The 13,738-nt window shown below is 67.2% G+C and carries 12 protein-coding genes and 1 pseudogene; 6 read left to right on the top strand and 7 right to left on the bottom strand.

The window, feature by feature from the left end; translation table 11 throughout:
* The first annotated feature begins 253 nt into the window (after positions 1–253).
* Positions 254–970, top strand: coding sequence for a hypothetical protein (locus tag FMQ63_RS35500; protein ID WP_020479158.1), 717 nt, complete (start codon positions 254–256; stop codon positions 968–970).
* Positions 971–991: 21 nt separating this feature from the next.
* Here the strand turns inward: FMQ63_RS35500 and FMQ63_RS35495 are convergent, their stop codons facing one another.
* Complete coding sequence (locus FMQ63_RS35495; RefSeq protein ID WP_228556553.1) at positions 992–2,101, bottom strand: sterol desaturase family protein; 1,110 nt, start codon at positions 2,099–2,101, stop codon at positions 992–994.
* Between the two features lie 310 nt (positions 2,102–2,411).
* Between FMQ63_RS35495 and FMQ63_RS35490 the strand changes: the two genes are divergently transcribed.
* The 5 genes from FMQ63_RS35490 (at position 2,412) to FMQ63_RS35470 (ending at position 8,105) form a co-directional block, all read left to right on the top strand.
* Positions 2,412–3,917 (top strand): endo alpha-1,4 polygalactosaminidase, encoded by a 1,506-nt coding sequence (locus FMQ63_RS35490; RefSeq protein WP_011556221.1) that lies wholly within the window; start codon positions 2,412–2,414, stop codon positions 3,915–3,917.
* 694 nt (positions 3,918–4,611) lie between these two features.
* On the top strand, positions 4,612–4,752 hold the full coding sequence (locus FMQ63_RS38275) for a hypothetical protein (protein ID WP_228556552.1): 141 nt from the start codon (positions 4,612–4,614) through the stop codon (positions 4,750–4,752).
* Positions 4,753–4,909: 157 nt separating this feature from the next.
* A complete protein-coding gene (locus FMQ63_RS35480) occupies positions 4,910–5,251 on the top strand; it encodes a hypothetical protein (protein ID WP_020479160.1) in 342 nt (113 codons plus the stop codon).
* A gap of 191 nt (positions 5,252–5,442) precedes the next feature.
* A complete protein-coding gene (locus FMQ63_RS35475; RefSeq protein ID WP_011556219.1) occupies positions 5,443–6,279 on the top strand; it encodes a TrmB family transcriptional regulator in 837 nt (278 codons plus the stop codon).
* A complete protein-coding gene (locus tag FMQ63_RS35470; protein WP_011556218.1) occupies positions 6,276–8,105 on the top strand; it encodes an aspartyl protease family protein in 1,830 nt (609 codons plus the stop codon). Before FMQ63_RS35475 ends, FMQ63_RS35470 begins: the two co-directional genes overlap by 4 nt.
* A 206-nt stretch (positions 8,106–8,311) precedes the next feature.
* Here FMQ63_RS35470 and FMQ63_RS35465 read toward each other — a convergent pair whose 3' ends face one another.
* The 6 genes and pseudogenes from FMQ63_RS35465 to FMQ63_RS35440 form a co-directional block, all read right to left on the bottom strand.
* Positions 8,312–8,950, bottom strand: a complete 639-nt coding sequence (locus FMQ63_RS35465) for a DUF4476 domain-containing protein (RefSeq protein WP_020479161.1) — start codon at positions 8,948–8,950, stop codon at positions 8,312–8,314.
* A 546-nt stretch (positions 8,951–9,496) separates the two neighbouring features.
* Entirely contained in the window at positions 9,497–10,630 is a 1,134-nt protein-coding gene (locus FMQ63_RS35460) for an alpha/beta hydrolase fold domain-containing protein (protein WP_225909531.1), read from the bottom strand.
* A 116-nt stretch (positions 10,631–10,746) separates the two neighbouring features.
* Entirely contained in the window at positions 10,747–11,232 is a 486-nt protein-coding gene (locus tag FMQ63_RS35455; protein WP_275955102.1) for an SRPBCC family protein, read from the bottom strand.
* Positions 11,233–11,236: 4 nt separating this feature from the next.
* Positions 11,237–11,590, bottom strand: a complete 354-nt coding sequence (locus FMQ63_RS35450; RefSeq protein ID WP_011556213.1) for a helix-turn-helix transcriptional regulator — start codon at positions 11,588–11,590, stop codon at positions 11,237–11,239.
* Between the two features lie 110 nt (positions 11,591–11,700).
* Positions 11,701–11,844, bottom strand: a pseudogene (locus FMQ63_RS35445) (SDR family oxidoreductase); the annotation flags it as partial.
* Between the two features lie 171 nt (positions 11,845–12,015).
* Positions 12,016–13,738 (bottom strand): polysaccharide deacetylase family protein (locus FMQ63_RS35440; RefSeq protein WP_141276973.1); only part of this gene is annotated, 1,723 nt, incomplete at its 5' end.

Genomic DNA, 13,738 nt, shown 5'->3' with positions numbered 1-13,738 from the left:
GCCCGGAACGGGTGCTCACCTCGGGCCGGAATCGGTGCTCACCATGCCCGGAACGGGTGCTCACCATGCCCGGAACGGGTGCTCACCTCGGGCCGGAATCGGTGCTCACCATGGTCCGGTACACGCAACTACGGCCACAGGGGGCTGCTGGGTGAAGGACTCCACCGTGGCAGCACTCCCTCAGCAAGATGGGTCAGCGGCACACGGGAGCGCGTCGCGGCGACCGCGCGATGGCCGCGCTATCGTCGCGCCAATGATGAGCTCTCTCGACTTCACTTCCTGGCGTGGCCTCGCGGCGACGCTGACCAGCCTCGTGCTGGTGTCGCTGGTCGTCGTCAGCATCCGCCTGCTGGTGATGCAGACCGTGCAGCGCCGGCGCGAACGCGAGAACCGCCAGATCAACGAGCGGCTGAAGACGCTGATCTCCGCATACAAGACACTCGGCGGCTCATTCACCGGTGAGCTCGTCGTGGACCCGACTCATCTGCGGGACATGCGCCGTCGGCTCGCGGCTGGAGAGCCACTCGAACAGGAGCCCGACCAGGGCCTCGTGCTTGCGTCGTCGCTCGACCACCCGGCGCTCGAACGCCGTCGGCGCACGCGCGACGCGGTCGAGGCGGCGCTGTCGGATGTGATGCTGCTCGGCACCGAGGAGCAGGTGCGGCTCGCCGCGGAGGCTGCCGCGGACATGGTCGCCGGGCGCAAGGTCGGCACCGCGCGGCTGGTCGTATCGCTGCGCGATTTCATCCGCCGGGCGCTCGATCTCGAGCCCATCCCTCACGGACTCGCGATTCCCGACCAGGGCCCCGTGCGTCCCAGCGGCGGAGGAGGGGGCAAGGGCGGCGACAAGGGTAGCGGAAGAGGGGGCGGCGGCGGAGGTGCCGGCGGTGGTGGCGCTGGAGGCGTCGGAATGGGCGGGGCCGGCGTCCATGCGGACACCGACGACACTGAAGACGGCCATCGCGCTTGAACCCGGAGTCGAGTTTCATTTCTATCCGTAAGGCGTTTCTTCGTGCCGTTGGAACGGATAGGCGAGCTGACCCAGGTAGGTCTCTGGAGGCTGGAACTTCGTCGTTCCATACCGTGACGGCCAGTGCTCGGGCAGATGCGCGGTGCCGAAAATCACATCAATGAAGGACAGGAAGACAGCGAAGTTCTTGTCGATGCCTTCCTCGTCGGACGTGTGGTGCCAGTGGTGGAATTCGGGCGTCGCGAACACCCAACGGAGATAGGGCCAGCGGTGGCTCACGTTGGCGTGGATGTAGACGGCGTGGAAGGACACGAAAACGAGGTAGCCGTAGATGGCGGCCGGGCTGAAGCCCAGCAGGAACACCGGTATGAACCCCGCGAACCGGTTGACGAGCACGTCCACCAGGTGAGAGCGCGAGCTGGCCAGCCAGTCCATCTGCTGACTGGAGTGGTGGATGGCGTGGAACTTCCACATCCAGGGCACCTGGTGGAAGGCGCGGTGCACCCAGTAACTCACCAGGTCCACCACCAGGAGGATTTCGAAGAATTGCAGCCACACGGGCTGCGCGGCCACATGGGCCTGGAAGTCCATGCGCACCGCCCAGGAGAAGAAGACCTGCACCGGAATCATCACCGAGAAGGAGATGAGCTGTACGCCCACGTGACTGACAAAGAAGTGCTTGAGGTCTGTCTGCCAGCCCTCGCGGAAGATGCGCTGCGGGTGGAGCCCCCACAGCCGCTCCATGGGGATGAACAGGAGCCCCAACACGAGGAGCTCCAGCGCGAAATAGTCCAGGCCCGCGCTCAGGGCCCGCGGCTGGTGGGTGAGTGGCTCCGCCTGGCTGCCGCCCAGCAGCATGGCCACCAGCGCGAGCAGCATGGCGATGCCGCCATGCGCCTTGGAGCGCAAGGTGAGCACGCTGAGTGCGCCCAGCGCGAAGGTAGCGACGATGGCGGCCTGGAGGATGCCCCGGAACACGCCCAGGTGCTCCACGTAGAAGGCCCGGCCGTCGTTGGACACCAGCAAGTGGGGAAACAGAAAACAGAATTCGACGCAGACGCACAGCACGCCCAGCAGGCCGCCGGTGACACCAGCGCGCTTGCCCAGGTTGATGCGCAGGGCAGGAGTCAAGGGGAGGTCCAAGAGGAGTCTTCCTGAGAGAGATTGCCTTGGGGCAAGCCTATTCCACTTCCCGTCCGAGGCCAGCATCGGCCTCGTTGGCTCCGGCGGTCGCGTGTACCTTCCACCCGAGGCTAGGCCCCATCACCTGCGACGCACCACTCCATCCAGACAGGAACGAATGTTCCAGGACATGGCTGAATGTCGCGTGTCGCGCGCCACATCGCGTTGCTGACTCCGGGCGTCTGCAGTTAAAGCCCGCTACGTTCGCCGAGCGCATCGACATCGGGGCGGGGCCCGGCTCTGGCGACAGGGAGCGCACATGCGAGTCGCGGTAGTAGGGTGGACGAGTCTGTGGTGCATCGCGCTGTTCGCCTGTGGTGGTGCCTCCGGAAGCGCGGACAGCGCGGAGCGGGGCGAGGACACAGCCGTCCTCGCGGCTACCCGGACCTTGACGTGCGCCAGTCTCCAGGTCGAAAGCGGCTCCATCGGCTCGGGGCAGACTGTCCAGGGGCTGCACACGCAGACGTTGTCGGGCACGCAGGACCGCTGGGCGGAGTACGTCGAGTTCTTCCCTGGCACCTTGGCCACGTGCACGTACGAGCTCCCCGCGGACGTGGGCGCCGCCGACGTCGTCGCCGCCGAGGTGGGCATCAACTATCGAGGGCCCCTCAAGTCGCAGATGCGCTGGCTGTTCGAGGCGTGGGACTACACGGCGGGCGCCTGGGTGCTGGTGAGCGACAACACCTTCGCGCAGTCCTGGAGGTGGACCGCCACGTCGCTCGCGCTGACGTCTCCCCAGCGCTTCGTCAGCGGAGGTCCGGTGCAACTGCGCTACCGCACGACGTCCACGGCGGATGCGTCGCTGCTGGACCTGCTCGTGGTGCGCATCCAGGTCGCCGCCTCGGACGCGGGCACCCCCAGCGACGCGGGGACTCCCACCGACGCGGGGACTCCCACGGACGCGGGCACCTCCTCCGACGCGGGAACGGGGACCGAAGCCGGAACGCCCGTGTCGTGGGAGGGCGTCCACAGCTTCACCTACCAGCTCACGAACTATCCCCAGGGGAAGCTCGACACCATCGCCGACTCGAAGTTCGACCTCGCCATCGTCGAGCTGTCGCGCGACGGCTCCGATGGCTGGTTCACCGCTGCCGAAATCACCGCGCTCAAGGCCAAGGGCAAGCAGGTGCTCGCGTACTTCGAGATTGGCGCCATCGAGGAGTATCGCCCCGAGTGGCCCCAGGTGCCCGATGACTTGAAGCTCGGCCCTGTGGCCGGCTGGCCCGACGAGCAGTATGTGAAGTACTGGGACGAGCGCTGGTGGCCCATCGTCCAGGGCCGCATCGACCAGGCGCTCGCCGCGGGCTTCACCGGGTGCTACCTGGACATGGTGGTGACGTATGAGGAGATTCCCGCGAACTCCGCGGGCACCAACCGCGCCGACCTCGCGCGGAAGATGGTGGCCCTCATCGCGCGCATCAGCCAGTACGCCAAGGCACGCAACCCGGCCTTCAAGGTGATGCCCCAGAACTCCCCCGAGCTGGTGGATGACCCCGCCTACCTGCCCGCCATCGACGGACTGGGCATGGAGGACATGTACTGGTCCGACGACAACGCCTGCGACGAGGGCTGGTGCGAGGAGAACCGGACGAACGCGGCCCGGGTCCGCGCGGCAGGCAAGCTGGTGCTCTCCACTGACTACGCCATTCAGGCCGCACACATCGCGGATGCCTATACCCGCTCACGCGCGGCGGGCTTCGTCCCCTACGTCTCCGTGCGCGCGCTGGACCGGATGACAGTGAACGCGGGGTGGGATCCGCAGTAGCGGCTCTGGCCGTCCGGCGCTCCGCCACAGGGGGAAGGGGCGCCGGTGGCGGCTGCGGTGAGCGTCAAGGTAGATGCCGCGTGAAGGGTTCATCTGATGCGCCGGAACTCCTGCACTGGAAGGGGGGCGGATTGGATTGGGGCCGAGGCGGACGGGGCCCGCTGGTGTCCGGTCCCGCGTGTCGCGGCTCTACCGCTCGGGGGGCGGGAGCGGCACTGGTATCGCGCGCGGTGTCGTCGCGCTGGGCATGATGCCACTGAGGTCGTGTATGGCACGCCTGCTTCCGCCTTGTCGGTAGCGCTCTTGCCCTCCCTGGTCGCCGCTTACAGGGAGACGAAGTGGGAGGGACCACCGTGCCCTTGATTAGAACAGGGACGTTCCCAGGTCCGTGTAGTCCTCGAGGAGCATTTGGAAACGCTTCAGTTCCTCGGGGCGCTGCATGCCAATGGGCCCGGAGCGGCCTTTCACGCGACCCGAAGACCTCGGCGAAGTGACGGTAGTCGGCTGTGAGCGGACGACCGAAGACGTCCTCCAATTCGTCCACGAGAAAGCCCAGGTAGCCTTCGATTTGACCGCTGTGGCCGGGAGCGTAGCGCCCGAGCAATGCAAGGAGTTCGTCCATGGTTCAGGCGCATTCCTTGCCGTGGTTACACAGCATTTCGGGGGGGCGGACCTGGCATTCCTTGCAGGAGGGATGGAATCCCTGTCCGAGGATGATAGGCATTGGGTGCACCTGGTGGTGCAGGCGGTGATGGGTTCGAGAGGCCGTGATGGCCTCCAGACATCAAGGCGCGCGCACGCGTTGGTGCCCAAGCAGGGCGATGTCTGTGGTTGACATTTGAGTTCTTGAATTTGTGCAATTGGGGTCAATTAGGGTTTTGCGGCTATGGGTCTGGCTTGTCTTCGTTGTAGGGTGGTGGGTGTGGACGGGACGCGTTCACATGGCAACGCCCTCCTCAGGCGTTTCGATTTCTGAGGAAGAAAGAACAACAATGAAGAAGCTACTCCTGGGGTTCATGCTGGCCGTGGTTCCTGCCGTGGGCTGTGGTGTGGGCGCGGATGATGCGCCGACGGACACCGTGGAGACGGTGACGACCGAGTCCGGTGAGAGCATCAACCTCGACTACAGCCCTCTGACATCGGAAGAGGAGCCGCTGGCGTCGATGGGTGACGCGGACGGTGAGGTCTCCGCAATGGGGCCGAACTGTTGGGTCACACTCCTGTACTGCAAGGACCCTCGCTACAACGACTGGGCGACCTGTAAGCAGAACGGCAAGTGCACAACCAAGCAGTTCGTCGACAACTGCCTCGCGCTCTACAAGAAGACCTGCTAGGCCTTTCGGAGCCGCGAGCGCGGTGTGAAGAGCCCGGCACCCGCGAAGGGTTGCCGGGCTTTTCCCTTTTCGAGGGGCAGGGTGGTGCAAGGGGGGGAAAGGGCCGCTGGAGAGGCCGCCTGGCGCGACGGTTCATGCCCGTACCCTCTGTCACTTGACCATTATTACCAGCCAGTAATAACACTCCCTCCATGGACGCGGATGAAGGGCTCGTGGCCCTTGGGTTCACGGAGGTGGAGGCGCGGGTGTACTGCGAGCTGCTCAAGGGGGCGCCCGCCACCGGATACCGGCTCGCGCAGGCGCTGGGGAAGGCGCCTCCGAGCATCTACCAGGCGCTCGCCTCGCTCGAACACAAGGGGGCGGTACTCGTCGAGGAGGGCGAGCCCCGCTCCTTCCGGCCCGTTCCTCCGGACGAAGTGCTCACGGCGCTCCAGCGTGGCTTCGACACGCGCAGGCGCGAGGCCGCGGACGCGCTGCGCAAGCTCCACGCCCCGGTGCAAGACGACCGCATCTACCACCTCAAGAGCCACGCACAGGTGATGGAGCGCGCGCGGGCGATGATTGCCGGCGCCACCGAGCGACTGCTCTTCGACCTCTTCCCGCCACCCCTCGCGGCCCTCGCCCCGGCGCTCACGGAGGCGAGCGCCAGGCGCGTGTCCGTCGTGGGGCTTGTCTATGACGAACCCCCCAAGGCTCCCTTCGCCTCCGTGCGCTCGTCCAGCGCGGACTTCGTTCGGGAGCGCTGGCCGGGCGCGCAACTGACGCTCGTGGTGGATGCCCGCGAGTTCCTGGTGGCGCTGCTCACGCCGGATGGCACCGGCGTCAAGCAGGCCATCTGGAGTGACAGCGTCTATCTCTCGTGTCTGCAACACAGTGGGCTGGCCGCGGAGATCCAGCTGAGCGCTCCTCCGTCCGCGCGCGCGCGGATGGCGCGGTCCTTCTCCCTCATCAACTCGAGCCCTCCGGGGTTGCGCCAGCTCGTCGGGCGACAGCCCCGTTCCTCTTCCAAGCGCGGAGACACCCCATGAGAGCCCTCATCGCGGTTCTGCTGACCCTGCCCCTCCTGTTTGGCCCCTCTGAAGCCGGGGCAGAGGCGCTGCAACCGCTCCTCGCACGCCACCTCGCGTGGCGTGGCGGGGACGCCTTCACGCAGTTGGAGAGCATCCATGCGACAGGGAAGTCCGTGACAGGTGGACTCCAGGGCCCGATGGAGTACTGGAGCCACCGGGACGGGAGGGCACGCCGGGATGTGGACTACGGAGTGATGCGTCAGTCGATGACCATCACCCCGGATGGTGGATGGAAGCTGAACGCCAGCGGACAGGTCGAAGATGCATCGCCCACCGACGCGCGCGATGTCCGGCACCAGGTGGCGCTCGACTTCGGGGCGGCGCTGCGGGGGAGCGCCGGCGCGACGCTCGCGCTGCAGCCCGACGCGGAGCGCGACGGCCGCGCCTGGAAGGTGGTGCGCGTCACCTTTGGCGATGAAGACCTCTACGACTTGTTCCTCAATGAGGCCGACGGAGCCCTCCACGGTCTGCGCATCCGCGAGGACAACGTCACCCGCTTCGTGCGACTGGGAGACTGGCGTCAGGTCCAGGGCGTGCGAATCCCCTTCCTGGAGGAGGTGCTCACCGACAACCCGGACTCCGACTCACGAACGGTGGTGGAGGCGCTGGAGCTGAACGTCCCCATTCCATCCGCGGTCTTCGAACGCCCCCAGGACGTCCGCAAGGCGATCTTCGCGAAAGGTCACCACAGCACCGGCTTCATCCCCTTCGAGTTCTTCGACGAGAACCGCGTCTACATCCCAGCGCGGGTGAATGGCCAGGCGACGCAGGTGCTTCTGGACAGCGGCGCCGAGATGACGGTGGTCGACACGGCCTATGCGCGTGAACTGGGGCTGAAGACGCAGGGGCAGCTCGCGGCGGTCGGCAGCGGAGGACATGCACAGGCCCAGCTCGCGGGCGGCGTGGACATCACCTTGGGCAACCTGCGACTGACGGGGCTGACGGTCGCCGTCATCAACCTGTCCGAGGTCGCGCGGTTGATAGGCCACCCGCTGCCCGTCGTCCTGGGCAAGGAGTCCTTCAACCAACTCGTCGTGGACGTGGACTTCCCCAACCGGCGCGTCGCCTTCCATGATGCGTCCCGCTTCAAGGCTCCGCCGCGAGCGGTTCGGCTCCCGCTGGTCGAATCCGCGGGCGGGCAGCGCGCCGTCCAGATCTCCATTGAGGGCCGTCCCCCCATTCCGGTGCTCTTCGACGTGGGCAATGGCGGAGCACTTTCGCTCTTCCCCGCCTACTGGCAGCAAGCCGGGCTGCTCACGGAAAGGCGCAGCTCCAGGACGCTGTCCGGAGCCGTGGGCGGACTCCGGGAGCGCGATGTAGCGACGCTGAAGGACATTCAACTGGCGGGCATCACCCTGAAGGACGTGCCCACGGTGTTCGACGACGCGGGCAAGAGTATCTCCGCCTCGGACCGGCTCCTCGGCAACCTGGGGCTCGCCGTCCTCGGACGCTTCCGGATGATAACGGACTATGCGACGGACACGCTGATGCTGGTCCCTGATGCCCGCGCGCTGCGTCAGCCCTTCCGCAAGGACCGGTCCGGCCTGATTGCCCTCCCCGCGGAGGGGCGGCTCGTGGTGAAGTTGGTGGCCCCTGGGAGCCCCGCCGCCGGCTCGGGTTGGAAGGAGGGGGACGAAATCATTGCCATTGATGGCAAGCCCATTGGCCCCGATTACGCGGGCACGGAACTCGCGCGTTGGCGATATCGCGCAGCAGGTCAGACGGTGATGCTCACTTTGAAAGACGGCAGCAAGCGTCGGCTCACCCTGCGCGACTACTACTGAGCCGCAGTCGAGCACGTCACTGCTCCTGGGAGCCGGCCCGCCCAGGCGGCTCATCCATCCATCAAGGGGGGGAACGCGACTGCTTGTGGCACAACACCCCGCCAGCTTCGCGGGCCCCTGAGCCGCGGCCAGCGAAGCGGACCGCAGGGGCAGGGCAGGCGGGGATACGTCGGTGCGCGGTGGCTGCTGGAACGACATCCCGTGGATTACTGCTCGGTGATGATCTCCACGTACTCGTCAGCAGAGATGGAGTTCCTCCACTTGGACGAGAACCCCAGCGCGTGCTGCGGGTTCACCACGCGGGGCGCGGCCGTCTTCGCCACGTCCAGGCGGGTGATTTCGTTCTGGAACAGGTCCAGGACGAGGCCGAACTGCTTCGCGGTGAGGAAGGCCCGCGTCATCACCTTCTCCACCATGTCCTCCCGCGTCAGCTCGTTGCGAGTGCTCTTGAGGGACTGCATGAAGCCGTGGAAGGTCTCCGCGTCCATTGCGAAATGGCCGTTGCGCTGCATGGTGCAGCCCGGGTCCTGGTTCGTCCCACAGTCACGGAACGCGGGCTCGGAGTGGTGCCGCACATGTCGGACGGGCGTCTCGCGCGGCGCGACTTCCTCGCGATACTCACGGCGCTCTCTGCGCTCATGTCGCCCCGACGGCGGCGGAGTTCCGGTTCCCGACACGTTCACCTCCATGCGAGCGCCGCCACCACGAATCTCCATGTTGACGCCCGCTGCGTTGCCATCCGGGGACATGCCCTCCACGGAAATGCTGGTCGACGGCATGCCAATGTCATCGGCATGGATGTTCATCTCGACGTCCTGGGCGAAGGCGGAGGAAGCGGCGAACATGGATGAGGCAAGCACTGCGCGAGCAATCGAGTTCATCGAACTTTTTCTTTCTATATGAGAAGCCGGTGGGCCGCGTTGGGGCGCGGGGAGTCATTCACCGACTGGCCCACCTGGACGCACCTCAGGGTGGATTATTCACGGCTCATTTGTCGACTAAAAAGCCTCGCTTGCTCGTGATGTCGTGCCCGGCGTAGGGCGCCCCGAGCCATGCGTCCCGGACCGCGATTTTTGCCGACGATTCAATGCAACGGTGCCGCCCGGCCTGTCTCATCCATTCGAGAGGAGGCATTTGTGGTGTTCGGTCGCTGCGTCTGCGCCGCTACCTTGGATAGGCGCAGTCACCACATCGGTTCGCTGCGCTACGATTTCAGCCATGAGCGCGTCCTCGGTCGTCGCATGACCATCAGGCGGCCTGCGCCTCCGGCGCCCCATTGCAGGGCCCTGACGCCGCCTATGTATACACATTGGACGAGAGGCAGGACCCTCGTAACGCGTGGCCCGAAGGATGAGGGGAACGCTATCTGATTGCAGCGCGAGGGAACGCCCTCAATTGACGGGCGCGTGCTGCTGGAGGAACCGCCCCACCTGCGCCCGGGCGAGCTGACGGCCGAAGCCGCCATCCCAGATGTCGAAGCCGTGCTCCGCGTACGGCAGCGTGAACAGGGTATGGGGAACGCCAGCCTGGGCCAGTCGAGCGGCCATCGCTTGCGAGGCGTCGAGCGGAACGACGCTGTCGGCCCCGCCATGGAGCAGGAGTGTGGGAGGGGAACGTGGCCCGACGTGGTTGATGGGGGAGAGCAGCTCATACAGCTCGCGGTGGCCTTCCTGCGGCACACCCGTGAAGCCCACGAGCGGAGCAGGGGCGCTCGCGGCGTAGGCCACCAGGTCGCTGGGCGCGTAGAAGCTGATGATGGCCGCCACCGACGTGTCCCCGGGGGCGCAGGAGGACGGAAGGCGAGCATCTCCCTCGGTGTACCCCGCCAGGCTCGCGAGGTGCCCGCCTGCGGACTCTCCGAAGAGGACGAGCCGGTCCGGGTCGATACCGTAGGTGGCCGCGTGATCCTTGACCCAGCGGATGCCACACTTGACGTCCCCTGGGGCCTTCAGTCCGGTGGCAGGAGGAAAGAGCCGGTAGTCGAAGGAGATGAGCGCATATCCCCGCGCGGTGAGGAAGTCGGCCCAGGCGCGGGCGTAGCCGCGCTCTCCGCCACGCCAGCCGCCCCCGTGAAAGTAGAGCACGGCGGGACGGGCCCTGGTGGCGGAGGCATCGGGAAGGAAGACGTCGGCGTGCAGGTCGTGCCCCTCGACCACGGCGAAACGAACGGTGTGGCTCGGGAGGGGGCGGGCTCCGACGAGGGGCCGGAAATACTCACGGAGGCGGAGTGGAGTGTCGGCCGCCCTGGCCATCCGCCACGCGGAGGCTGCGGGCCACACCGCGAGGATGCCGACGAGCAGTGCGCATGCCGCCGTCCCCCAGCGCAGCCATCTCCAAACGTCCACGTGGGAAATCCAGACGGCCACGAGCGCCGTGAGGAGCGCCGGCAACAGCATCGCCAGGCTGTATTCCCTCACGATGCCCTTGAGCAGGTGGACGAGCGTGGGCACTCCAGCGGGAGCGAAGAAGACGGCCGCGAGCAGCACGCAGCCTACGATGTGCAGTATCGCCAGGAGGGTCGGCATGGGCGGGAGAGGGCTGGGCGGTGACGTCATCCGGCAAGAGGGGCAGACCGTCACATTCCAAGGAACATGCCCCCGCTGCAACGCGAAACGCGCACGGATGGCGGCGCCGCACCGGCTCAGTCGAGGCCCGGCGACGACACGAGCGCGTCGAGCTGCTCCATCGTTTCGCGCAAGCCGTGCTCCATGCCGGACGCGAGGACGGCCTCCCGCACTTCCTTTGACGGATACAGTTCGCGGGAGACCATGTGTGTCTTTCCGTCGCGCTCGTCGAAGGTGACGGTGATGGTGACCGAACCCGCGTCCGCCATCGGTTCGAAGACCTGCGTGTACACGAGCCGCGAGGGCGGAGTGATTTCAGCGTACTGGCCGGAGAAGGCCACCTCACCGCCGTCCGGATTGCGCAGCACGTAACGGTAGCCGCCGCCAACGCGCACGTCCGCCTCGCAGCTCGCCATGGTGACGCCGAGGGCCTTCGGCGCCCACCAGCGCTTCACCAGGTCCGCCCGAGTCCACGCGTCGAACACGATGCGCGCGGGCGCATTGAACTTGCGAGAAATGACGATGGTGCGGTCCGACTCCAACTCCACTGACGTAAGGCTCATCACTTCATCCCTTCTTCTTTCGAGCATGTCGCTGCGCTGCTTCCATGTCCTGCGTCTTGAGTTCTTCGATGAGCGAGTCGAGCTGTCCCAGCCGCTCGTCCCAGATGTCGCGGTAGCGCTCCAACCACGCGTTCAGCTCGCGCAGCGGCTCGGGCCGCAGGCCATAGAGACGCTGCTGGGCGCGCGCCTCCACGTCCACCAGCCGGGCCTCCTTCAGCACGCGCAGGTGCTTCGACACTTGCGGCTGGTTCAGGTTCAGCGCTTCTCCGATGGCACCCACCGAGCGAGCGCCCCCCAGCAGGTATTCCACGATGCGAAAGCGGTTCGGGTCGGCGAGCGCCGTGAAGGTCTCAATCACGAGGATGTATATTCCTTGTCGGTCATATTCCCGTCAAGGAATATTGCGTGTGCAGGCCGAGTCGAGAGTTCGAACCGCGGACCATGAGCTCGGGAGGAGCGGCCGCGAACTCAGAGCGTGCGGCCGCCGTCGCTCAGCAAGGTCGTGCCTGTCATCAGCGCGCAGTCATCCGACAGCAGGAAGCCAATCTGGCGCGCGACCTCCTCCGGTCTGGCATCGCGGTCCAGGGGCGTCGCCAGGGCGGCGAGCTCGGCGAACGCCGCATCGCGCTCATGCTCGCGCCGCGTCGGCCGGCCAGTAAGGCGGAGCGCGGCGCCGGTGGATGGGCCGCGCTCCCATGGAGCACACGGATGCCCTGGCCGCTCGTTCTTGAGGAGAGCGGCAGGTACTGCGGGGCGTTACCTGGCTCGCCGCTGCCTCAGGCGTCACTCTTTCCGCTGCCTCTTCCTGGCTCGCGAACGCGAGAGGGCGATGAGTCCGCCGGCCACCGCGAGAAACAGTTGCCCCGTACCCGCGCCCTCACATCCCCCGCAACCACCGCTCTCGCCATTCACCTGCCCGTCGCCACGGATCTCCTCGGGGGGCTGTTCCTCGGGTGGCGGCTCCACGATGCCGGGCTGCTGCGGGGCCCCGGGCAGGATGCGGAAGGGCGCGCTCGTGCCCGACACCGTTTCATCCTCGGCGCTGGCGACACGCAGCAGCGCCTCCTGGCTCGGCACGTCGGGCACGCGCCAGATGAGGTGCCCCGTGTTCTCCACCGAGGTGGCTACCGGCACCCAACTGGCGCTCGTCTCCGTGGAGTACGCCACGTCCAGCGTCCGCACCTCGCCGAGCGTGGACCACCTCACCTCCACGTCCTGGCCCACGACGAAGTCTTCTCCGCCGGTCGGTGCGTCCAGCACCAGGCGCGCCGCGGGCGCCGTCGCATCCGCCAGCCCGAAGTCGTCCACCAGCGCCCAGCCCACCCCTTCCAGGGCGACGCCCACGCTCAGTTCGAACGCGTCGGCCGGCAGCGCGATGGGCAGCTCCCACGACGCCTCCGTCCAGGCCTCCGCGGGTGGCAGGCTCGGGCCGCGGTTCCACACCTTCCACATCCCATCCGCCCCCTTCACGGCCGCCTCCAGGTGCAGCGGCGTACTGGAGCGGTACCAGACGCTCACCCGCGAACCGCTCCCAGGCGTCACGGCCGGTGCACAGGTGCCGTCGTCGCGCAGCACCTGGAGCGAGGCGGCGCCCCCGGAGGCTTCCACGCGTTCGAGCCGGTAGGACCAGGCGCCGCTGTGCGCCTCGGCTGAGCGCTCGGCGCGCACGGCGCCACCGTGGGCGGGGCCCAGCTGCCAGCAGTCGGGCACGCCGTCGCCGTTCGCGTCGTCCTCGAGCGAGGGATTCTTCAGCGTGGCCGTGGGCGGCTGGGACACGGGGTGCACCGCGGGCCGCGCCGCACCGCCCAGGATGTCCTGCATCGTGCGCACCTCTGTCCCCATCGGTGCCCGCTGCGAGAGCCAGCCCATGAACTCCCGGAGGACGTCGGGCTTCACGCAATAGGTGCGCTTGGTGCAGTCCGGCGCCACGAAGTGGAAGACGACGACCACCCAGCCGCCCCCCGCGGCCTCCGCCGAGGTGACCCACGACTGCAACTGCTTCAGTCCGTCGTCGCGCGTCACCGTCGCGGGCGTGCGGATTTCGTAGGGATCGAGCGGAGGGATTGTCTCGGCCGTGGGGCAGGAGCCACAGGTGTCCACCAGGCCCCGCACGTCGCGCGCGGCGTTGTATCCGCACGCCGCTGCCGTCTGGTTCACCACCGCATCGTTCGAACCGAAGGGGAATGCGAGGGCGGTGGGTGAGAAGCCCCAACTGAGCAGCCGCAGGCGGTCCTCGCAAATCTCCTGTCGTTGCTTCTCGGGCGTCAGCACCGCCAGCTCCGAGTGTTGCAGCGTGTGTCCCCCGATGTCGTGTCCGGCCGCGGCCAGGCGGCGCAGGTCATCGAGGTTCATGTATCCCGTCTGGCCGACCCGCCCGCTGATGATGAAGAAGGTCGCCTTCAGCCCCGAAGCCGAAAGCATATCCAGCACCTGGCGCTGCTCCTCGATTCCGTCGTCGAAGGCCAGCGTGACGACCGTCCGCCCCCCTGGCGCCCCGGCCCACGCC

The sequence above is a fragment of the Myxococcus sp. CA005 genome (assembly GCF_006518205.1).
Taxonomy (GTDB): domain Bacteria; phylum Myxococcota; class Myxococcia; order Myxococcales; family Myxococcaceae; genus Myxococcus; species Myxococcus xanthus.
This window is presented reverse-complemented; position numbering and strand designations above follow the sequence as displayed.

Coding starts and splice junctions, on each gene's coding strand:
- FMQ63_RS35500 (WP_020479158.1), top strand. CDS start 254: ATGATGAGCTCTCTCGACTTCACTTCCTGGCGTGGCCTCGCGGCGACG.
- FMQ63_RS35490 (WP_011556221.1), top strand. CDS start 2,412: ATGCGAGTCGCGGTAGTAGGGTGGACGAGTCTGTGGTGCATCGCGCTG.
- FMQ63_RS38275 (WP_228556552.1), top strand. CDS start 4,612: ATGGAATCCCTGTCCGAGGATGATAGGCATTGGGTGCACCTGGTGGTG.
- FMQ63_RS35480 (WP_020479160.1), top strand. CDS start 4,910: ATGAAGAAGCTACTCCTGGGGTTCATGCTGGCCGTGGTTCCTGCCGTG.
- FMQ63_RS35475 (WP_011556219.1), top strand. CDS start 5,443: ATGGACGCGGATGAAGGGCTCGTGGCCCTTGGGTTCACGGAGGTGGAG.
- FMQ63_RS35470 (WP_011556218.1), top strand. CDS start 6,276: ATGAGAGCCCTCATCGCGGTTCTGCTGACCCTGCCCCTCCTGTTTGGC.
- FMQ63_RS35465 (WP_020479161.1), bottom strand. CDS start 8,950: ATGTTCGCCGCTTCCTCCGCCTTCGCCCAGGACGTCGAGATGAACATC.
- FMQ63_RS35460 (WP_225909531.1), bottom strand. CDS start 10,630: ATGCCGACCCTCCTGGCGATACTGCACATCGTAGGCTGCGTGCTGCTC.
- FMQ63_RS35455 (WP_275955102.1), bottom strand. CDS start 11,232: ATGAGCCTTACGTCAGTGGAGTTGGAGTCGGACCGCACCATCGTCATT.